This window comes from Pseudomonas sp. CMR5c (genome assembly GCF_003850545.1).
Taxonomy (GTDB): Bacteria; Pseudomonadota; Gammaproteobacteria; order Pseudomonadales; family Pseudomonadaceae; genus Aquipseudomonas; species Aquipseudomonas piscis.
On record NZ_CP027705.1, the window covers coordinates 3,578,966 to 3,598,561 of the forward strand.

Sequence of the window (19,596 nt, forward strand, 5' to 3'; positions counted from 1 at the left end):
GCGGCCTTCATTGGCGCCGGCCCGGCGCCCGATGATCACGGTTTCCTGGGGAGCGCCGAATGGCATTGTTCAAACGCGGCAACACGTCTGCGAAGGGTTTCGACTGGATGGGCCTGCTCTGGCTATTCCTGTTCTTCTGGTATTTCTCGGGTATTACCCAGCTGCTGATCCAGTTGACCGATACCTCGGGGTTCGCAGGTTTTCGCCAAGCCTTCCTGATGAGCGCCATCTGGCTGGCACCGATGCTGCTGTTCCCGGCACGCACCCGGCTGCTGGCCGCCGTGATCGGAGTCGTGCTCTGGGCCTGTTCCATGGCCAGCCTGGGCTACTTCTTCATCTACCAGCAGGAGTTTTCCCAGAGCGTCATATTCATCATGTTCGAGTCCAACCCCTCGGAAGCCGGTGAATACCTGACCCAGTACTTTGCCTGGTGGATGCTGCCGGCGTTCCTGGCCCACACGGCATTCGCCTTTTTCCTCTGGACCCGCCTGCGCCCGGTATACCTGCCCAAGCTGCAAGCCCTGGCGGCTGCGGTAGCGATCCTGGTGGCCATCGTCGGTTATCCGTTGGTCAAGCAGATTTCGCGCACCGACACCCTCGCCCAGGGCCTGGAAAAATTCGAGACCCGCATCGAGCCGGCAGTGCCATGGCAGATGGTGGTCGCCTACCGCCGCTATCGTGAGCAACTGAACGGCATGCAAGGCATGCTCGACAGCGTCAGCAAGATCCCGCCCCTGACCAATCTCAAGGACAGCATGGCCAACCAGCCGGCGACCCTGGTGCTGGTGATCGGCGAATCCACCAACCGCCAACGCATGAGCCTCTATGGCTATCCGCGCCAGACCACCCCGGAGCTGGACAAGCTCAGGGACCAGCTGGCGGTGTTCAACAACGTCATCACCCCGCGTCCCTATACCATCGAGGCCCTGCAGCAGGTGCTGACCTTCGCCGACGAAGAAAACCCCGACCTGTACCTCAAGACCCCGTCCCTGGTCAGCGTGATGAAACAGGCCGGCTACAAGACCTACTGGATCACCAACCAGCAGACCATGACCAAGCGCAACACCATGCTCACCACCTTTTCCGAGCAGGCGGACGAGCAGGTGTACCTGAACAACAATCGCAACCAGAACGCTCGCCAGTATGATGGCGACGTGCTCGAGCCTTTCTCCAAGGCCCTGGCCGACAGCGCGCCGCGCAAGTTCATCGTGGTGCACTTGCTGGGCACCCACATGAGCTATCAGTACCGCTACCCACCGAGCTTCGACAAGTTCACCGACCGCCAGGGGGTACCAGCCGGCGTGCACGACGACCAGGTGGCCACTTACAACAGCTACGACAACGCCGTCCTGTACAACGATTTCGTGGTTTCCAGCCTGATCAAGAACTACGCCAAGGCAGACCCCAACGGTTTCTTGCTGTACCTGTCGGACCACGGTGAAGACGTCTTCGACTCCGCCGGCCACGACACCCTTGGGCGCAACGAAGGCAAGCCCACCGCGCCGATGTACACCATTCCGTTCATCGCCTGGGCCTCGCCCAAGTGGCGAGAGAACCACGACTGGAACTTCGCCTCCGACCTCAGCCGGCCCTTCATGAGCTCGCAGCTGGTGCATACCTGGTCCGACCTGGCAGGCCTGAGCTTCGATCAGCTGGACCATAGTCGCAGCCTGGTCAGCGACAGCTTCAAGCCACGGCCATTGCTGATCGGCGACCCCAACCAACGCCAGAGCAGGCCGCTGATCGACTTCAGCCTGATGCAGCCCAAAGCGCCTGCCGACACCACCGTCGTGCAAAAATGATCGCCTCCCCGGGAGCCCCACGGCTCCCGGGGCGCCATTGCTTCTTGCCTGCCCGTCCATCCTGGAGCGCACATCCCCTCTTCCCCCTGGTCGCCCACAATGACCACCGCAACATCATGTCGAAAATGTAATTTTCGCCTCAGGCTGGCGTTAACCCTCACTTAATAGAATTCGGTTTAACTTCCCCCCGTCACTTGCCATACAGGGACGAAGCAAGTAGCCGAACACTCTTAAGCAGGAAAACCAGCATGAAACTTTCAACTCTTGTACTCAGCGGCCTGATTCTCGCCGGCTCCAGCGCAGCCTTCGCCGAAGGCGGCTCGGAGCGCGTACAACAGTTCTACGAGAACTTCCGCGTCAATCAGCAACAGATTCACGGAAACCAGAACGCCAATACCGCCAAGAGCGACAAACAGCAATCTGCACCGTCATATTCCGCCTCGGATGCCAAACAAGAAAAACAAGTAAGCCAGCAGCCGGGCGCCTGATCCAACCTTTGTGCAACCACTCTGGATAAATGTTCCTCAACCAGAGCTGGACATTTCGGCGCCCTCTGGGCGCCTTTTTTATTGGTTCATCAGTGATTGCGATTCATGTTTTCAAGTTAATTACCGAGCCATTACAAAGCTGTCATATGGCACATCACCCAAATGTACTCGCTTAACATCCCCGCCCTGAGCCCAAAGACTTCCGTATCGAAGAAAAGAATTGAAACAACAAACGAGCCAACAGCACCTCGATCGCCCCTTGCCCTGCAAGCCCTACCCATGCTTCCTGCGCGGAATGTTCTACCGGCCGTCGACAACCAGCTAATTCCTTGAATTAGCTGGCCTGATCGATTGACCCTGTAGCTACTTTAGGCTTCACCATCGCTCCATTGAACAACATCCGGTTATTTAAAGAGGACAACAGGCCATGCGTATTCTGGTGATCGAGGACGAGTCGAAAACCGCCGACTACTTGCATCAGGGGCTTACCGAGAGTGGATATATCGTTGACCGCGCCGACAATGGCGTGGATGGCCTGCACCTGATTGAACAACAGCCCTACGAGTTGGTAATCCTGGATGTAAACCTGCCAGGCAAAGATGGTTGGCAAGTATTGCAACATATGCACCGGCAATATCCAGCGCGAGTCATGATGCTGAGCGCCCGTGGCCGCCTGGAAGACAAAGTCAGGGGCCTGGATCTTGGCGCCGATGATTACCTGGTCAAGCCATTTCAATTTCCCGAACTACTGGCCCGGGTCCGCACCTTGATGCGGCGCAGTGAACCGGTGGCCCAGCCAGAAGTCTTGCAAGTTGCCGACCTGCAACTTGACCCGCGACGCCATCGAGCATATCGCGGCGAACGCCGTATCGACCTGACCACCAAGGAGTTCACCCTGCTGCATGTATTGATGCGGCACTCCGGTGAAGTTCTGACCCGCACGCAAATCATTTCCCTGGTCTGGGATATGAACTTCGATTGCGATACCAACGTGGTGGAAGTTTCCATCAGCCGCTTGCGGGCCAAGATCGACGATGCCAGCGAACTCAAGCTGATCCATACCCTGCGCGGTGTCGGCTACGTGCTGGAAGTGCGCCAATGACCACTGCTCCTGCATCGCCCGGCAACGGCAGCCTGTCCATGCGCCTGGGCCTGACCGTCAGCCTGATGGGCGCGGCCCTGGTCCTGCTGCTGGCCACCCTGGCCTACCTGTCCCTGAGCCACGAGCTGGACACCCTGGCCCGCAAGAGCCTGCAGAGCAAGCTGGAGCAGATCCAGCACAGCCTGATCAGCGACCTCAAGAGCAGCGACCTGGCGGCCCGCCCCCATTCCCTGCTGGACCTGGTAATGGGCCACGACAACCTGCGCCTGTCGGTGCTGGCCAGCGATCCGCTGGCGCCACCGCTGCTGGATGTCGGCGGCGGCCAGCAACCTTTACCCCGTGCCCTCAAGGAAGCCAGGGGCAACACCTACCTGGACTGGAACGACAACAGCGGCAGCCAGTTGCTCAGTGCCTCGCAGCCGATGTCCCTGCGTAATGGCGAGCAGGTGCGAGTCGTGCTGAGCCTGGACCGCAGTAACGACCAGGCGCTGCTCAGTGCCTACTTGCGCTCCACGGTGATTGCCCTGCCACTGCTGCTGGGCCTGATCGGCATTGGCGCCTGGTGGCTGGTGCAGAGAGGGCTGCTGCCCCTGCAGCAGTTCAGCCGGGTGGCGGCCAAGGTCAGCACCCAGGACCTGACCCACCGCCTGAACCTGGAGCGGCTGCCCCGGGAACTGGCGGAGCTGGGCCAGGGGATCAATGTCATGCTGCAGCGCCTGGATGGTGGCGTGCAGCGCCTGTCGCAATTTTCCGATGACCTGGCCCATGAGCTGCGTTCACCCATCAGCAACCTGATGGGCAAGGCCCAGGTGACCCTGTCCCGGGAGCGTCCGCCGGAAGAATACAAGGCTGTGCTGGAGGCCAGCATCGAAGAACTGGAGCGCGTCACGCGGATGGTCGCCGACATGCTGCTCCTGGCCCAGGTCAGCCAACCGGCTTCCCAGGCTCGCTTCGCGCGGATTTCCCTGCGGGTGGAAGCATGCAAAGTCATGGAGCTGTTCGCCCTGAGCGCCGAGGACAAGCAACTGGAACTGCAACAGAGCGGCGATGCCTGGGTCCTGGGGGATCGGCTGATGATCCAGCGGGCCATTTCCAACCTGCTGTCCAATGCCATTCGCCACAGCCCGGCCAAGGGCCGTATCCAGCTGCGGGTCGAACAACAGTTGCATGCGGTGAGCCTCACGGTGAGCAACCCCGGTCCGGGCATCGAGGCCTGTCACCTGCCACATCTGTTCGAGCGCTTCTACCGGATCGACAGCAGCCGTACCCGCGCCGAAGGCGGCACTGGCCTGGGATTGGCGATCGTGCGTTCGATCATGAACCTGCATGACGGCCACGCCGAAGTCAGCAGCGTCATCGATGGCCAGACCGAGTTCCGCCTGGTGTTTCCCAAGCTCGATCCCGCGCAACACGACCTCTAGGCGCTACAGCCCCCAGCCGCCGATCAGCGCTCCCAGCACCACCAGGGCCCAGGGCGGTACCCGGCCGCTGCGCAACAGCAGAAACACCAAGGCTACCGCCAACAACTCCAGGGGTCCGCGGACCGTGGACGTCCACAAGGGCTGGTACAGGGCCGCCGCCAGCAAACCCACCACCGCGGCGTTGACCCCGGCCAGGGCGGCCTGGATCGCCTGGCGATGACGCAGGGCTTGCCAGAACGGCACGACCCCGATCACCAGCAGCAAACCCGGGAGGAAGATCGCCAGCAGGCATACCAGCGCCCCGCTCCAGCCATCGATGGCCGCGCCGAGAAAGGCGGCCACGCTGAACAACGGCCCCGGCACCGCCTGGGCACTGGCATAACCGGCCAGGAACAGTGAGTTGTCGATCCAGCCCGGCTCCACCACCTGGGCTTGCAGCAGCGGCAGCACCACATGGCCACCGCCGAACACCAGGGCGCCGACCCGGTAGAAAGCATCGAACAACTGCAGCAGGCGATTCGGCCAGAGCAATGCCATGCCCGGCAGGAGCAACAGCAACACTAATGCCAGGCCCAGGCACAAGCCCCCCATTCGCCGACTGACCGGAGCCATCGACGCCTCGACTAGCGGAACGCCAGCGGTGTTGATCAACAGGCTACCTGCCAGCGCGGCTATCGACATGGCCAGCAGCTGTGCCTCCAGCCCCGGCCAGCGCAGCACCCAGAGCGCCGCCAACAACCCGATGGCAAACCGCAACGGCCCTCGCCACAGACTCCAAGCCATGCTCCAGAGGGCTTGGGCCACCACGGCCACTGCCACCAGTTGCAAACCCTTCAAGGCACCGGGAGGAACCCCGGCCCCAAGCCCCATGGCCAACAGGGCCAGGACCAACGCCGAGGGCAAGGTGAAGCCGGCCCAGGCCCCAAGGGCGCCGGGAACTCCAGCCCGAGACAAGCCCAGGGCGATTCCCACCTGGCTGCTGGCGGGGCCCGGCAAGAACTGGCACAGCGCGACCAGCTCGGCGTAGGCCGCCTCCCCCAGCCAGCGTCGACGCTGGACGAACTCCTCGCGAAAGTAGCCCAAGTGCGCCACCGGCCCGCCGAAGGACGTCAGCCCCAGGCGCAGGAACACCAGGAAGATGCTCCAGGGCGTATCCGTGCCAGGCTGGCGGGTCGCGGGGAAGGCGCGTGGCATTACAAGGCCTTGCTCCAGAACAGCATGCGGCCATGGACGGGATCGAGCATCGCATCGGCAAAACCGCAGGACCGGTACGCCGCCTGGGCCCTGGCATTGCCTTCCAGCACCTCCAGGGTGATCTTGCAGCAGCCGCGCTGGCGAGCGATGTCCTCGACCTTCTGCAACAGGCGCTTGCTCAGGCCCTGGCCACGAAAACCGTCGAGCACCACCACATCGTGGACATTCACCAGGGGCCGGCAGGCAAAGGTGGAGAAACCTTCGAAACAGTTCACCAGGCCCACTGGCTGCCCGCCAGCGAAGGCCAGCACGCTGAACGCCTGGGGTCGCTTGGCCAGCTCCTCCGGCAACCGCTGGAGCTGGTCCGCCGAGAGGCTCTGGCCACCGCCCATGACGTCTGCTGCGTAATGACTGAGCAACACGCCTATGGCTTCGGCATGCACCGGGTTGCTGTAACTGGCTTGCAACACCACGACATCGGCAACGTCCATGTTCATCCTCGATCAATGTGTCGGAACGAGCGCTCAAGGCTCGGGCAGCTCCGATTGTAGGCTGGCGGATTTGACCAAACGAAGATTTTTCACCCACTTATGGCAGAAAGATCCTAGCCAATGACCGGGATGAACCACACTCGGAAGCACTTCCCTTCAGGGCTGGCCGAAACGCTGCAATTGCATCTCCTGCAGGCGGCTCAAGGTCCGGCGGAAGGCGAACTCCAGGTAACCCTCGGTGTACAGCTGCTCCATCGGCACCCGCGCCTCCAGGTACAGCGGCACCTTGCGGTCGTAGCACTCGTCCACCAGGGCGATGAAACGCCGGACCGCATCGTCGTGGACCGACAGTTGCGGCAACTCGCGATCTCCCGCCACCACCCGCTCGGCACCATCCTCGGTGCCCCGGGCAATGCGCCCCGGGCGTTGCCGGGCACTCAGGCAAGGCACCTCGCCAAGCAGGATGGCGCGGTAGCGGTCGCACAAGGCCATGAAATCCATGGCCGAGAACGGCTGCTCGCACAAGTCGGCGAAGCGGCACCAGATCACCGCCTCGGCGGCCTGGACCACCGTCACCGGTCGATAGCCCAGCAGCACCGGCTCCGCGGATGCCGGCTGCCCGGCACACAAGCGCTCGAACAAGGGTTCCAGGACGCTGGCCTGGCCTTCGGCAGTCACCCAGTAACGCTGGGTACCGGTACCCGGATGCAGGCGATGGTCCTGGGCACCGTCGACCGCCACCACCTGCATGTGTCGGTTGATGGCATCGATGGCCGGCAGGAAACGCTCGCGATTGAACCCATCGGCATAAAGTTGCTCGGGCGGCTGGTTGGAAGTGCAGACCATCACCACGCCCTGTTCGAACATCACCTGGAACAGGCGGCCGAGGATGATCGCGTCACCGATGTCGTTGACGAACAATTCGTCGAAGCACAACACCCGTACCTCGTCCGCGAGCTCTCGGGCCAGGGCCTGCAACGGATCGGCGATACCGGTCAGCTGGAAGGAGCGCTGGTGTACCCAGCCCATGAAGTGGTGGAAGTGCTGGCGTCGCGCGGGCACCTTCAAGCTCTGGTAGAACTGGTCCATCAGCCAGGTCTTGCCGCGCCCCACCGCCCCCCAGAGGTAGACGCCGGCGACCGTCCCGCGGCCCTGGTGCAAGGCCCCATGGCAGCGCTGCAAGGCCTGCACCGCTCGGGCCTGGGCCTCATCGGCGACGAACCCTTGCTGCACCAGGGCATGTTGGTAGGCACTCAAGGGTGAGTCGAACGACATGGGGCCACGGCCTCCCGGCAAAAGGCCGCAGTATGCCACCGCCCATCGTCTCGCGTATCCGCTGCCGGACGCCCAAGGGAAATACGCCAGCTGTCTCAGCGGGAAATGTCCAGCCGGGCGATCCGCCCTTGGTCATCCAGGCGAAAGACATGACGCAGCGACCGCGGACCACCGGCAAAATCGCCACACAGAAGGCTGTCCAGCAGTATTTTTCCGGTACGTTGCTGGACCCCGATTACCCGCAGGCGGCCAGGGTTGTCCGCCATCCAGCGGGCGATCTCGCCCGGCCCGACCCGGTGCTCGCGCTCATCGAAGACCTGGGCCTGGGGAGCGAAGATCGAGGTTATCTGCGAGCGATCGCCGCTGTGGGTGGCGGCCAAGAAGGCCTCGATCGCCGGGGCCAGCGGCCCGCCTCCAGGATGGTGCCGGTGCTCGGATCGATTGATGACTGACATGGCGCAAGCTCCTTGCATGTGGATGAGGCCGGCATGTTAAGAGCCCCTTGCGTCATTTCTTGTCAGGAGTGAAACGCTGGCCTTCATCGCTCTGCATACGCTTGCGCCAAGTCCGTAGCCAGTCGCTGCGCCGGCCCGGATAGGCCTCGCTCTGCTCCTGGGCAGCGGCGACCCGGTCCGTACGAAAGGTCCGGTAGTCCCCACGCAGTTCGCACCAGGCGACGATCACTCGCGCCTCGTTGAGGAACCCCAACGCCAGGGGCCAGATCAGGCGCTGGCTGGGCGTGCGGTTGACGTCGGCATAGTCGATCAGCAACTTGGCCTGGTGGCGGATCGCCTGGCGGTACACGTTCAGCGACACCGGATTGTCAGGGAAGCCATAACCGGCCGGCCCCGGTAGCAGCGTCGGGTTGCGCAAGGCGTCCTGGGCCGCCGGCGCCAGCACCGCGGCAATCTTGGCCATGGCATCGGCGGCGGCCTTGCTCAGTTCCTCGTCGCCGCGCTGGTCGACGTAGCGCAGGCCGAGCACCACGGCCTCGGTCTCGTCGGCATTGAGCATCAACGGTGGCAGGAACAGCCCGCTGCGCAATACATAACCGACCCCGGCCTCACCGTAGATGGGCGCGCCCAGGGCAGTGAGCTCGGCGATGTCGCGATACAGGGTGCGCTCGGACACCTCCAACTGCGCCGCCAGGGTCGCGGCCGTGACCGGACGGCTTTTGCCCCGCAGCATCTGCAACAGAGTGAGTAATCGACTGGCTCGCGACACCTTGGCTGGACTCCCGGAAAAAATCCGCCGCAGGATAGCAGAGCCTCCTGACAGAAACTGTCAGCAGAAACGGACCCTGCGGGTGCTGCGCAGCCGGTCGCAGCCTCGCACGTTCGGCAACGGCTACAACAGCTGCGTGTGGCCGCCGACGGCTGCGCATGCCCGCGCAACGGGCACCGATGAGGCAAGCGGATCGAGTTGCTGCGACCGCTGCGCCACCTCGGCAACGGCTACCGACTCAGCGGTGAATCAATAGGCCATGGTCCAGCTCAGGGTGTAGGTGCGGCCGCGACCCTGGTAGTCATAGAGGTACTCGGGCCCATACGTCGGCGAATAGAACAGCTTCGCGCGCTGGCCCCAGACCGTGCTGTACTGCTTGTTCAGCAGGTTCTGGATACCCCCGCTGAAGGTGCCGAAGCCGGTGTCCTGGCTGCCCAGCAGGTCGAAGGTGGTGTAGCCGTCGATGGTGTGGTCGGCATCGTCCTTGAGGGTGAAGGCATGGTTGCCCTGCAGGCGCACGCTTTGGCTATCGCCCTTCCAGCCGATGAAGGCCGTGGACTTGGACAGCGAGGCGTAGCGCGCATCACGCTTGATCCAGCCGCCGTTCTTGCCCTCCTCCTCGGAACGCACCAGGTGCAGGGTGCCACCCGCCTCCCAGCCACTCTCGAAATGCCGGGTCAGGGCGCTTTCGAAGCCGTAGTCGCGGCTCTTCTGGTCCTTGACGTCGATGGTCAGGGTCGCGTTGTCGGTGGTGATGACCTTGTCCGACCAGATGTAGTACAGCGCCGCCTGGGCATCCCAATCGCTATCGGAGAAGCGCCAGCCGGTTTCTACCTGGCGACTCTTGATCCCGGCCAGGGGGTTGTCGTCGACGCTCAGCCCCGGCTTGCCGTAGAACTTGGCCGGGTCCGGCAGATCGAAGCCCTCGCCGTAGTTGACCCAGACCTGGTGGCCGTTCTTGAAGTCATAGATGGTGCCCAGGTTGAACAGGTTGACCTGGTAATCGTTGTTGCCCCCCGGCACGTTCTTGAACCGCCCGACATCCACGTCCATCTGCTGGCGCCGATAACCACCGGACACCGTCAGGTTGTCCGTGGCGTGCCAATCCAGCTGGGTATAGGCGGACAGGCCATCGACCCGATAGCTGGGATAGCGCGCGGCCTTGCTCTGGGTCACCAGGTCCAGGCCACCACTCTCTGACGACACCCGCTGGTCGAACGTGCTCTGCTCGGCGTTGAAGCGCTCGCGATCCAGGTCCACGCCATAGGTCAGCTTGACGGTGTCGAACTCCTTGGCGAACAGCGCCTTGAGGCTGCTGACCTCGAAGTTCTGCTGCGAGGCGGCGAAGTACACGCCCTTGGAACCAGTCGGCTTGCCGGTGTTGTAGTAGGGAAACGGATAGAAGTTGTCGTTTTCCTTGCGGTACGAGGCCTGCAGGTAGAAATCCTGGCCCAGCACGTCGGCGTGGTGATAGTTGGCATTGAGCAACAGGCGCCGGGTGCGCGGTTCCAGGTCGGTGGAGTAGCCGCCACGCAACTTGGCGTCCTCCAGGTTCGAGGGCGCCTGGTTCTTGAGGTTGGGAAAGTAGATCCCGGTGCTGCCGTGGTTGCCCGAGTCGTAATACTGGGCCAACAGGTCCAGGCTCTGCTCCTCGTTGAAGTTCATGGCCAGGCTGCCCATCAGGTCGATGGTGCGGTTGTACTGCAGGTCGGTCTGGGTATTGTCGATGAAGATCTGCTTGCCGGCGCCATCGTAGAACGCCTGGTTCTGCTCGCCGGCCACGGCCAGGCGACCGCTGATGGCTTCGTTGCCGCCGCTCACCGACTGGGCGATACGGGTGGTCAAGTCGTCACTGTTGTTGAAGCCGCTGCTCGCACCGATCTGGGTCTCGAAACGCGCCGGACCCGGCTCGCCCTTCTTGGTGACTATATTGATGATGCCGCCGGTGGCGCCGCCGCCATAGATCGCGCTGGCCCCGGACAGCACTTCCACACGTTCGACGTTGAACGGCGAGATGCTGTCGAACTGGCGCGACAAGCCCCGGGAGCTGTTCTGGCTGACCCCGTCGATCATCACCAGCACGTTGCGCCCACGCATGTTCTGGCCATAGTTGGTACGGCCTTCCGGCGCCAGGTCCAGGCCCGGCACCAGCTTGCCGATGGCTTCCTTGAGGCTGACTCCGGTTTCCAACTGCTCGCGCAACTGGCTCTGTTCCACCACCCAGACGGTGCCGGGGATCTCGCTGATCGCGGTGCTGGTACGCGACGCCACGGTGACCTGGGTCGGCTTGAGATTGAGGCTGCTCGCCGCAGGCTCGGCACGACGCAGGATGACCGTGCGCCCATCGCTGAACGACCAGCCCATGCCACTGCCGGCCAGCAGGGCTTGCAGGGCCTGGGCGATGGTGACTTCACCGGCGAGGGCCGGCGCCTGCAGGCCCGCCACATCACTGGTGGTGTAAAGCAAGCGCAAGTCGGCCTGGTCGGCGAAACGGGTCAGGGCCTGGTCCAGGGGCTGGGCCGGCAACTGCAAAGACACACGGCGCTCCTGGGCTGCACCGGCCTGGCTGGCGGGCAGTGGCTGTTGCGCCTGGGCCAGCAGCGGGCCCAGGGCCCCGGCGAGTACGGCCTGGGCCAGTAATGTGCGGCGCACCAGGTGTTGACCGCGCCCGAGTATCGACAGCTTGAACATAGCTTTCACGTGTTCCTTCCCAACCCGTTGAAATGACGTCAATGAGAATGATTGCCTTCTCAGTCTCACTACGACGATTGGCCGGAAAGGAACTTGCAGCACCCACTGCAAAAAATTTCAGTGCAGCAGTGCCAGCCATGGCAAGTAGGTGATCTGCAAGGGATAGCGTTGCTGCAAGGTACGCAGCGAACCCTGGGGATCGTTGAGGTCGAACACGCCGCTGATGGCCAGGTCCGCCAATTGCCGGTCGGAAACCAGGATGCGCCCATGCTGGTAGCGCTCCAGTTCGCCGATCACCTCGCCCAGCGGCCGGCCGTTGAAAATCAGCTTGCCGCGCTGCCAGGCGGTCAGGCTGGCGGCGTCCACCTTCTGTTGGGCCAGGAGCGGCTGGCCGGCCTGGTACTGCAGACGCTGGTCGGCCTGCAGCAGCACCAGGGCATGATCGCCGGTGAATTGCACCTGGCCCTCGCGCACCACCACCGTCAGCTGGTCACCATCACGACGCACGCTGAACGTTCCACCCGCACCCTGCAGACGCTGGCCACGAACCTGGACCACGAACGGTCGCTGCCCATCGGCCACTGGTTCGAACAGCGCCTCGCCCTGCTCCAGGACCACCCGCCGCTCATCCGCCGAATAAGCCACCGACAAGGCGCTGGCGCTGTTGAGGATCACCCGCGAGCCATCGGCCAGGGTCAAGTGTTGTTGCTGGCCCACGCCGGTGTGGTAGTCCGAGGTCCAGGCCGGCCATTGCTGCCAGCCAATCACGCTACCCAGGGCCAGCAACAGTGAAGCGGCCAGCGCCGGCCACCAGCGATGGACCCTGGCTGCCGGGCGAGCAGCCTGCGAGTGCTGCTGCGCAGCCTGGGTCTGGCCCAGGTCACCCCACAGCCGTTGCGCCTCATCCGCCGCCCGGGTGTGGGCCGGGCTGCGCTGGCGCCACTGCTGGAACGCCATGCGCTGGGCCGCGGTGGCCTGGCCGGAGTGCAGCAGCACCAGCCAGTCGATGGCGGTGTCGTCGAGGTTTTCGGGAGCATCGGTCATGGCGGCGTCGGCAAGCAGGTGGGGATCATTCATGGTGCTGTTGCAGCCAGTCGCGGCAATGGCGCAGGGCCTGGCCCATGTATTTTGCCACCATGCTTTCGGAAACGCCCAGCCGCACAGCGATCTGGGCCTGGGTCAGGCCCTCCAGGCGATTGAGCAGCAGGGCCTGGCGCGCATTGTCGGACAGCTGTTGCAGGGCCTGGTCGAGCACCTCCAGGCGCTCCTTGGCCAGCAGTACCGCCTCGGGGGCCGGAGCTGGGTCCACCGCCTCGCCATGCTCGGGGGCTTCAACCAGGTTGGCGGCCAGGCGTTGTTCGCGACGCAGGGTATCGATGGCCAGGTTGCCGGCCACGCGGAAAATGAAGCCGCGGTCGTTCTGGACCTCCAGCGCCTGCTGCTCGACCTTGAGCAACTTCAGGTAGGTGTCCTGGGCCACGTCCGCCGCCCGCTGGCGGTCGTTCATGCGCCGGGTGAGGAACTTCAGCAGGTCGTCGTAGTGCTCTTGAAAGCTGCGCAGCAGGCTGGGTATCGGCAGCATCGAGGGGCGGTCCGCAGATCGGGGACGCGGATTATTCCATAAAGGCAAATGAGAAACAGTATCTTTCGTATCCCTTGGAAGTTGGTTTTTTATGCCCGCCTGCCCTTCTGGCAGCCGCCCCTTTCTGGCATCCTGCGCCTCCATTTTTTCCGACCGGGTCCCTGGATGCCTGCTGATGGCAGCTCTTGGGCCCAAGTCCCGTCCACTTTCCGGCGCGTGCCCCCGTTGCATCCACGTGCCACTGGCAGGCCTTCCTTCATGAGCGCATCCGAACACTCCCCTCCCCGCTACAAGTCCGACCTGATCTATGGCCTCAACGATCGGCCACACTTCAGCGCGGCGATCTTCGCCGCCCTGCAGCACGTGCTGGCCAGCTTCGTCGGCATCATCAGCCCGACCCTGATCTTCGGCGGCGTGCTGGGCCTTGAAAGCGAATTGCCGTACCTGATCAGCATGGCGCTGTTCGTCTCGGGCCTGGGCACCTTCGTCCAGGCCCGACGCCTGGGCCCCATCGGTTCGGGCCTGCTGTGCGTGCAAGGCACCAGTTTCTCGTTCATCAGCGTGCTGCTCAGCGCCGGTTTCATGGTCAAGGGCCGGGGTGGCGACACCAACGAGATCCTCTCGACCATCTTCGGCATCTGCTTCGTCGCCGCCTTCATCGAGATGTTCCTCAGCCAGTTCATCGGCAAGCTGCGCAAACTGATCACCCCAGTGGTCACCGGCACCATCATCACCCTGATGGGCCTGTCGCTGATCAAGGTGGCGGTCACCGACATGGCCGGCGGCTATGGCGCCAGCGACCTGGGCGCCGCCAGCAACCTGGGCCTGGCAGCGCTGGTGCTGCTGACCATCGTGGTGTTGAACCGCTTCAACAATCCGATGTTGCGCCTGGGCTCCATCGTCATCGGCCTGACCCTGGGCTTCCTGGTGGCCTGGATGCTGGGCCGGGTGGACATGGCTGCCATGCCCGAAGTGCCCCTGGTGAGTATTCCGGTGCCGTTCAAGTACGGTTTCTCCTTCGACCTGATCGCCTTCATCCCCCTGGCAGTGATCTTCCTGATCTCGCCACTGGAAGCCGCCGGCGACCTCACGGCCAACTCGATGATTTCCCAGCAGCCGGTCAAGGGCCCGCTGTACATCAAGCGCATCAAGTCCGGCCTGCTGGCCGATGGTTTCAACTCGGCGGTGGCGGCGGTGTTCAACAGCCTGCCGATGGTGACCTTCGCCCAGAACAACGGCGTGATCCAACTCACCGGCGTAGCCAGTCGCTACGTGGCCTACTTCATCGCCGGGCTGCTGGTGCTGCTGGGACTGTTCCCGGTCATCGGGGCGGTGCTGCAATTGATGCCCAAGCCAGTGCTGGGCGGCGCGACCCTGATCATGTTCGGCACCGTGGCGGTGGCCGGGATCAAGATCCTCGCCGAGGCCGGCCTGCACCGGCGCAACGTGCTGATCGTGGCGATTTCCCTAGGCATGGGCCTGGGCGTGGCGGCGGTGCCCGAGGTGCTGCGCGAACTGCCCAAGGCCTTGCACAACATCTTCGAATCGCCGATCACTGTCGGCGCCTTCTGCGCGATCTTCCTCAATATCTTCCTGCCCGAAGAGTTCCTGGAGCTGGAAGAAGACGAATTCGACCCTGAAGCTGCGACCCTCAAGGTCATGCAGGACCCGGATCGGGACGCCAAGGCGAACTCCTGAGGCGCAACGGCGTCTATCCTGCGTGCGTCAAGCAAGGCCCCCTGGGGCCTTGTGGCAAGCTCGAAAATAACCAGAGCGTCGAGCGCAAGCCCCCGTAGCGACGCCGTGGTCATTCACTCCCATCGCCAGTAGGTAGCCCATGCGCAAACTCATCGCCCTGTCCCTGGTCCTGCTCAGCCTGGGCGCCTGCGCCCTGTTGCCCCAGCGCGATCCGCTGGCGATCAACGTGGTCGGCATCGAGCCGCTGCCGAGCCAAGAACTGGAGATGCGCTTCGCCATCAAGCTGCGCTTGCAGAACCCCAACGAGACCCCCATCGACTACAACGGCGTGGCCCTGGACCTGGAGGTCAACGGCCGGCCACTGGCCTCCGGGGTCAGCGACCAGCAAGGGCATATCGGCCGCTACGCCGAGGATATCCTGGTGATCCCGGTGAGCGTCTCGGCCTTCTCGGTATTGCGCCAGACCCTGGGCCTGAGCCAGACCCAGAGCCTGGATAACCTGCCCTACGTGCTGCGCGGCAAACTGGCCGGAGGGCTGTTCGGTACCCAGCGCTTCATCGAACGCGGACAGATCAGCCTGGCGAGTCCCGCAGGCAGCTGGTAGGCCCAGTTAGAACACCGACCAGCCAATACGCTGGCTGAGCAATTCCAGGGCGGCCATGCCCACCAGCGAGTTGCCGGCAGCATTGAGTTCCGGCGACCACACGCACACCGTGAACTGCCCCGGCACCACCGCGACGATTCCGCCACCCACTCCGCTCTTGCCCGGCAAGCCGACCCGATAGGCAAAGTTGCCGGCCTCGTCGTACAAGCCACTGGTGGCCATTATCGAGTTGACCTGCTGGGTCTGCCGGCGACTCAGGATCTGCTCGCCGCTGTGCTTGCAAAAACCATCGTTGGCCAGGAAGCAGAAGGCCCGGGCCAGGTCGACGCAACTCATGCGCAAGGCGCAATGGCTGAAGTAACTGCGCAGCACCGCCTCCACATCGTTGTGGAAGTTGCCGAAGGATTGCATCAGGTAGGCCATGGCCGCGTTGCGCGCGCGGTGCTGGTACTCCGACTCCGCCACCCGGCCGTCCACCAACACCTGGGGATTGCCGGACAAGCGCCGGACAAAATCACGCATGGACAAGGCCGGCGCAGCAAAGCGCGACTGGTTGATATCGCAGATCACCAGAGCCCCGGCATTGATGAACGGATTGCGTGGCCGCCCCCGCTCGAACTCCAGTTGCACCAGGGAGTTGAACGGCTGCCCGGAAGGCTCGTGCCCCAACCGCTCCCAGATCGCCTCGCCGGAATGGCCGATGGCCTGCACCAGGCTGAAGACCTTGGAAATGCTCTGCACCGAAAATGCCGTGTCGGCGTCACCGGCGCTGAACACCTGGCCATCGTTGCCATAGACGGCGATCCCCAGTTGGTTGGCCGGCACGTCCGCCAGGGCCGGAATGTAGCTGGCGACCCGGCCTTGGCCGATTAGGGGGCGGACTTCATCGAGAATCTGGTTCAACAGCGCTTGCATGGTCTGGCTCGTCGTCACGGGCCCCGATACGGCTGCGGGGCCAAGGTCTGCTAGACGCACTTTGTGGCCCGCGCAGCACAGTCCGTTGCACGAATGAATGAAAATGCGATTGATAGTCGATCATTTTCAACAACCAAAATACTGAAGCCCCTGATACAGATCAGCATAAAATCAGCGCCACAGGCTAGAATCGCACGCTGTTGCGAGAACAATCCTGTCATATTCAACTTTAGTCGCAGCACATCGTTCCTTGCATCGTCGTTACTCGCCGTACCGTCGCGGCGATGCTTTCGTCCTGACGGCATTTGCTCACCGGAGTCCTGCCCCCTTGAGAACCTGGCATACGATCATCGGCGTCCTGCTGATCACCACTATCACCCTGCTCATGGAAATCCCCAGCCAGACCTGGCTGACGTCCGCCACCCTGAGCCTGGTGCTGGGCAGCGCCGCCCTGGCCTACATGGCCCTGTCCTGCCTGCTGTCGAGCCGCTGGCGCTGGACCGAGCGCTTGTTTGGCGGCCTGGACCGCGTGTACGAGACCCACAAATGGCTGGGCATCTGGGCCCTGGCGTTCGCCAGCTACCACCTGGTGTTCAAGGCCAACCTGGATGAATGGAACAGCGTGCCGATCCTCGAGCTGTCCAAGTACTGGACGCGCCTGGTGCGCCAGTTGAGCTACGTGGCCCTGGGGCTGATCGTCCTCCTGGCCTTGAACCGCAACATTCCCTACAGCCAATGGCGCTGGTGGCACAAGCTGTCCGGGCCGCTGTTCCTGGTGGTGATCCTGCACTGGCTGAGCTTCAAGTCGCCCATCGCCCTGGACAACCCATCAGGCATCTGGCTCGGCCTGCTGTGCGTACTCGGCGTCCTGGGGGCGCTGTACAAGCTGCTGCTCTACCCGTTCCTGGCCAAGGCCGGCGAATACCAGGTAACCGCCGTGCGCATCGAGCGCAACTCGTTGCATCTGGAGCTGATCCCCCAGGGCCGTGGCTTTCCTTTCAAGGCCGGACAGTTCGCCTTCCTGGCAATGCAGGAAAAGGGCTTGCGCGAACCCCACCCCTTCACCATCGCTAGTGCCCAGGCCCACGATGGGCGTATCGAGTTCGTGATCCGCGCCCTGGGCGACTACACCCAGCGGCTGCACAAGCAGGTCAAGGTCGGCATGCTGGCCGATATCTACGCCCCTTATGGCCGCTTCAAGCGCCCGCTACTGGCCGCCCGGGAAATCTGGATCGGCGGCGGCGTCGGCATCTCGCCGTTCATTGCCTGGCTGCAAGACCAGGCAGCCGGCAAACTCGACCGGGCGACCCTGGTGTATTGCTACAACCCCTCCCGGGCCTTCCCCAGCGTCGATGCCTTGCAGGGCATGGCCCAGGCCCGCGGTGTCGGTTTCGTCGCCAACAGCGGCGGCGTCGAACCCCTGGCTCAGACCCTCAAGCGCGCGGCGGCGGAAACCGACCCGGGGCAGATCCAGGTCAGTTTCTGCGGGCCCAAGGGTTTGTTGGGGCGGGTCCGCGAGCTGATGCACGAATGCCGGATTCCCGAGGCCAACCTGCACTACGAGTTCTTCGAGTTCCGCTGACCCGGCGTGCGGCGCGGCTCATGCAGCGCCACTCGCACCACCAGGGCCGACAGCAAGGTGATCACCACCAGCACCTGCAGTAACTGGCTGAAAGTCCCGGTATACAAGGCCAGCAAGCGTTCGCGGGCAACCTCCGGCAAGGCGGCCGCGCTGGCCGCCAGGTCGCCTCCGGCCAGTTGCCGGGCCGCCAGCAACGCGGTATCGCCCCGGACCTGCACCTGGCCCAGGGCGTGCTGCAACAGGCCGGCCAGCAAAGCCACCACCAGGGCCAGGGCAATGCCCTCACCCGCCACTCGCGTGGTGCTGAAGATGCCGCTGGCCATGCCCGCCCGCTCCTTGGGTACCACGCTCACCGACAACCCATCCATCAGGCCCCAGGGCAGCCCGGTGCCCAGACCTATCACCAGCAACGGCCAGGCCCGTTCCAGGGGGGGCTGCCCGACGCTGCCGCAACTGAGCCAGAACAGCCCGCCAGCAGCCACCACCAGGCCCAGGCTCGCCAGCTTGCCGGCGCTGAACCAACGGTTCAGCCAGCCCGCGGCGAAGGGCACCACCAGCATCGGCGCGGACAAGGCGATCATCAGCAGCCCAGCCTCAATCTCGCTGTAGCCTTCCACGCCGATAAAGCGGATCGGCAGCAGGATCAGCAGCACCACGTAGCAGTAGCAGGTTGCGATGGGCAGTACCTGGACCCCGACGAAACGCGGGTAGCGAAACAGCGACAAGTCGAGCATCGGCCGCGCCGCCCGACGCTCCACGGCCACGAACACCCACAGCACCAGCCCCGACCCCGCCAGCAACGCCAGGACCAGCGGGCTGTCCCACCCGCTTTGCGGGGCTTGCAGGATGCCCCAGGTCAGCAGCACCAGGGCCAGGGTGAAGCTCAAGGTGCCGGGCCAATCCACGCCCCTGGCCTCGGGATCCCGAGACTCGACCATGCGCGGCACGCCAAAACCCAGGGACAGGGCCCCGATCAGGGCGCCGGAAACGAAGATCCCGCGCCAGCCGGCATGCTCGATCAACACCCCGGCCAGGATCGGCCCGAAGGCCAGGCCGACTCCGAAGGTGGTGCCCAGCAAACTGAAGGCACGGGTCCGGCCCGGGCCATCGAACGCCTGGGCCAGGGCCGCCGAACCGCCGGCCAGGGCTGCTGCGCCGGCCAACCCCTGCACGCCGCGCAGCAGGTTGAGCCACAACAACGACGGGGCGAACACCAGGGCCAGGGAAGTCAAGGCGAACAACGCCACGCCAAGGCTGAACAGGCGTTTGCGACCGAATTCGTCGGCCAGGGTACCGGCAGCCATCAGCACGCTGCCAAAGCTGAGCATGAAGGCGTTGGTGGTCCAGCTCAGTTCCAGCGGGCTGCCGCCCAGCTCACGGCCGATGGCCGGGGTCGCCACCGCCACCCCGACAAAGGTCAAAGGCAGCATCAAGGCCGCCAGGCACACCGCGGCAAGCACACCTTGGGCTGCGCGTTCGCCACTGCGGGCCGGCGAGCCCTGGGTCAATTCAAGTTCAGGATTCACG

Annotated in this window: 16 protein-coding genes and 1 pseudogene; 7 read left to right on the forward strand and 10 right to left on the reverse strand. The window is 63.9% G+C overall.

The window, feature by feature from the left end; translation table 11 throughout:
• Window positions 1-59 precede the first annotated feature (59 nt).
• From C4K40_RS16465 to C4K40_RS16480, 4 genes are all read left to right on the forward strand, one after another.
• On the forward strand, window positions 60-1,802 hold the full coding sequence (locus C4K40_RS16465; RefSeq protein ID WP_053130282.1) for a phosphoethanolamine transferase CptA: 1,743 nt from the start codon (window positions 60-62) through the stop codon (window positions 1,800-1,802).
• A 248-nt stretch (window positions 1,803-2,050) separates the two neighbouring features.
• On the forward strand, window positions 2,051-2,290 hold the full coding sequence (locus tag C4K40_RS16470) for a hypothetical protein (protein WP_022638901.1): 240 nt from the start codon (window positions 2,051-2,053) through the stop codon (window positions 2,288-2,290).
• A gap of 427 nt (window positions 2,291-2,717) precedes the next feature.
• Window positions 2,718-3,392, forward strand: a complete 675-nt coding sequence (locus tag C4K40_RS16475; RefSeq protein ID WP_022644306.1) for a heavy metal response regulator transcription factor — start codon at window positions 2,718-2,720, stop codon at window positions 3,390-3,392.
• Window positions 3,389-4,813: a heavy metal sensor histidine kinase gene (locus tag C4K40_RS16480; RefSeq protein ID WP_053130285.1), complete on the forward strand. Its 1,425-nt coding sequence runs from the start codon at window positions 3,389-3,391 to the stop codon at window positions 4,811-4,813. Before C4K40_RS16475 ends, C4K40_RS16480 begins: the two co-directional genes overlap by 4 nt.
• 3 nt (window positions 4,814-4,816) lie before the next feature.
• Here the strand turns inward: C4K40_RS16480 and chrA are convergent, their stop codons facing one another.
• The 8 genes and pseudogenes from chrA to C4K40_RS16520 all read right to left on the reverse strand — a co-directional run.
• The gene (gene chrA, locus C4K40_RS16485) at window positions 4,817-6,007 is read right to left on the reverse strand and encodes a chromate efflux transporter (protein ID WP_053130288.1); all 1,191 of its coding nucleotides are present in this window, start codon (window positions 6,005-6,007) and stop codon (window positions 4,817-4,819) included.
• Complete coding sequence (locus tag C4K40_RS16490) at window positions 6,007-6,498, reverse strand: GNAT family N-acetyltransferase (protein WP_031321661.1); 492 nt, start codon at window positions 6,496-6,498, stop codon at window positions 6,007-6,009. Before C4K40_RS16490 ends, chrA begins: the two co-directional genes overlap by 1 nt.
• Window positions 6,499-6,654: 156 nt before the next feature.
• Window positions 6,655-7,773 carry a cell division protein ZapE gene (gene zapE / locus C4K40_RS16495; RefSeq protein WP_053130291.1) on the reverse strand — a complete coding sequence of 373 codons (1,119 nt, stop codon included), beginning with the start codon at window positions 7,771-7,773 and terminating at the stop codon, window positions 6,655-6,657.
• A gap of 95 nt (window positions 7,774-7,868) precedes the next feature.
• On the reverse strand, window positions 7,869-8,228 hold the full coding sequence (locus C4K40_RS16500; protein WP_022644300.1) for a hypothetical protein: 360 nt from the start codon (window positions 8,226-8,228) through the stop codon (window positions 7,869-7,871).
• Between the two features lie 52 nt (window positions 8,229-8,280).
• A complete protein-coding gene (locus C4K40_RS16505; protein ID WP_031321659.1) occupies window positions 8,281-8,997 on the reverse strand; it encodes a YafY family protein in 717 nt (238 codons plus the stop codon).
• A 249-nt stretch (window positions 8,998-9,246) separates the two neighbouring features.
• Window positions 9,247-11,688 (reverse strand): TonB-dependent receptor, encoded by a 2,442-nt coding sequence (locus C4K40_RS16510; protein ID WP_022644298.1) that lies wholly within the window; start codon window positions 11,686-11,688, stop codon window positions 9,247-9,249.
• 117 nt (window positions 11,689-11,805) lie between these two features.
• A complete protein-coding gene (locus C4K40_RS16515; RefSeq protein WP_053130295.1) occupies window positions 11,806-12,765 on the reverse strand; it encodes a FecR family protein in 960 nt (319 codons plus the stop codon).
• Window positions 12,766-13,270: pseudogene (locus C4K40_RS16520) on the reverse strand (RNA polymerase sigma factor); the annotation flags it as partial.
• Between the two features lie 258 nt (window positions 13,271-13,528).
• On the opposite strand from C4K40_RS16520, the gene C4K40_RS16525 reads away from it, so the two are divergent.
• Entirely contained in the window at window positions 13,529-14,968 is a 1,440-nt protein-coding gene (locus C4K40_RS16525) for a nucleobase:cation symporter-2 family protein (protein ID WP_022644295.1), read from the forward strand.
• Window positions 14,969-15,107: 139 nt separating this feature from the next.
• Window positions 15,108-15,572: an LEA type 2 family protein gene (locus C4K40_RS16530; protein WP_053130300.1), complete on the forward strand. Its 465-nt coding sequence runs from the start codon at window positions 15,108-15,110 to the stop codon at window positions 15,570-15,572.
• A gap of 6 nt (window positions 15,573-15,578) precedes the next feature.
• Here the strand turns inward: C4K40_RS16530 and glsB are convergent, their stop codons facing one another.
• Window positions 15,579-16,487, reverse strand: coding sequence for a glutaminase B (gene glsB / locus C4K40_RS16535; protein ID WP_053130303.1), 909 nt, complete (start codon window positions 16,485-16,487; stop codon window positions 15,579-15,581).
• Window positions 16,488-16,815: 328 nt separating this feature from the next.
• On the opposite strand from glsB, the gene C4K40_RS16540 reads away from it, so the two are divergent.
• Window positions 16,816-18,069 carry a ferric reductase-like transmembrane domain-containing protein gene (locus C4K40_RS16540; RefSeq protein WP_053130306.1) on the forward strand — a complete coding sequence of 418 codons (1,254 nt, stop codon included), beginning with the start codon at window positions 16,816-16,818 and terminating at the stop codon, window positions 18,067-18,069.
• On the opposite strand, the gene C4K40_RS16545 is transcribed toward C4K40_RS16540, so the two are convergent.
• Window positions 18,045-19,595, reverse strand: a complete 1,551-nt coding sequence (locus C4K40_RS16545; RefSeq protein ID WP_053131379.1) for an MFS transporter — start codon at window positions 19,593-19,595, stop codon at window positions 18,045-18,047. The two genes, C4K40_RS16540 and C4K40_RS16545, sit on opposite strands and share 25 nt — an antisense overlap.
• Window position 19,596 lies beyond the last annotated feature (1 nt).

Bases quoted from the DNA above. Each gene is read 5' to 3' on its own strand.
- C4K40_RS16500 (WP_022644300.1), bottom strand. From the start codon at position 8,228: ATGTCAGTCATCAATCGATCCGAGCACCGGCACCATCCTGGAGGCGGG.
- C4K40_RS16475 (WP_022644306.1), top strand. From the start codon at position 2,718: ATGCGTATTCTGGTGATCGAGGACGAGTCGAAAACCGCCGACTACTTG.
- C4K40_RS16470 (WP_022638901.1), top strand. From the start codon at position 2,051: ATGAAACTTTCAACTCTTGTACTCAGCGGCCTGATTCTCGCCGGCTCC.
- C4K40_RS16510 (WP_022644298.1), bottom strand. From the start codon at position 11,688: ATGTTCAAGCTGTCGATACTCGGGCGCGGTCAACACCTGGTGCGCCGC.
- chrA (WP_053130288.1), bottom strand. From the start codon at position 6,007: ATGCCACGCGCCTTCCCCGCGACCCGCCAGCCTGGCACGGATACGCCC.
- C4K40_RS16530 (WP_053130300.1), top strand. From the start codon at position 15,108: ATGCGCAAACTCATCGCCCTGTCCCTGGTCCTGCTCAGCCTGGGCGCC.
- C4K40_RS16525 (WP_022644295.1), top strand. From the start codon at position 13,529: ATGAGCGCATCCGAACACTCCCCTCCCCGCTACAAGTCCGACCTGATC.
- C4K40_RS16490 (WP_031321661.1), bottom strand. From the start codon at position 6,498: ATGGACGTTGCCGATGTCGTGGTGTTGCAAGCCAGTTACAGCAACCCG.
- glsB (WP_053130303.1), bottom strand. From the start codon at position 16,487: ATGCAAGCGCTGTTGAACCAGATTCTCGATGAAGTCCGCCCCCTAATC.
- C4K40_RS16515 (WP_053130295.1), bottom strand. From the start codon at position 12,765: ATGAATGATCCCCACCTGCTTGCCGACGCCGCCATGACCGATGCTCCC.
- C4K40_RS16465 (WP_053130282.1), top strand. From the start codon at position 60: ATGGCATTGTTCAAACGCGGCAACACGTCTGCGAAGGGTTTCGACTGG.
- zapE (WP_053130291.1), bottom strand. From the start codon at position 7,773: ATGTCGTTCGACTCACCCTTGAGTGCCTACCAACATGCCCTGGTGCAG.
- C4K40_RS16480 (WP_053130285.1), top strand. From the start codon at position 3,389: ATGACCACTGCTCCTGCATCGCCCGGCAACGGCAGCCTGTCCATGCGC.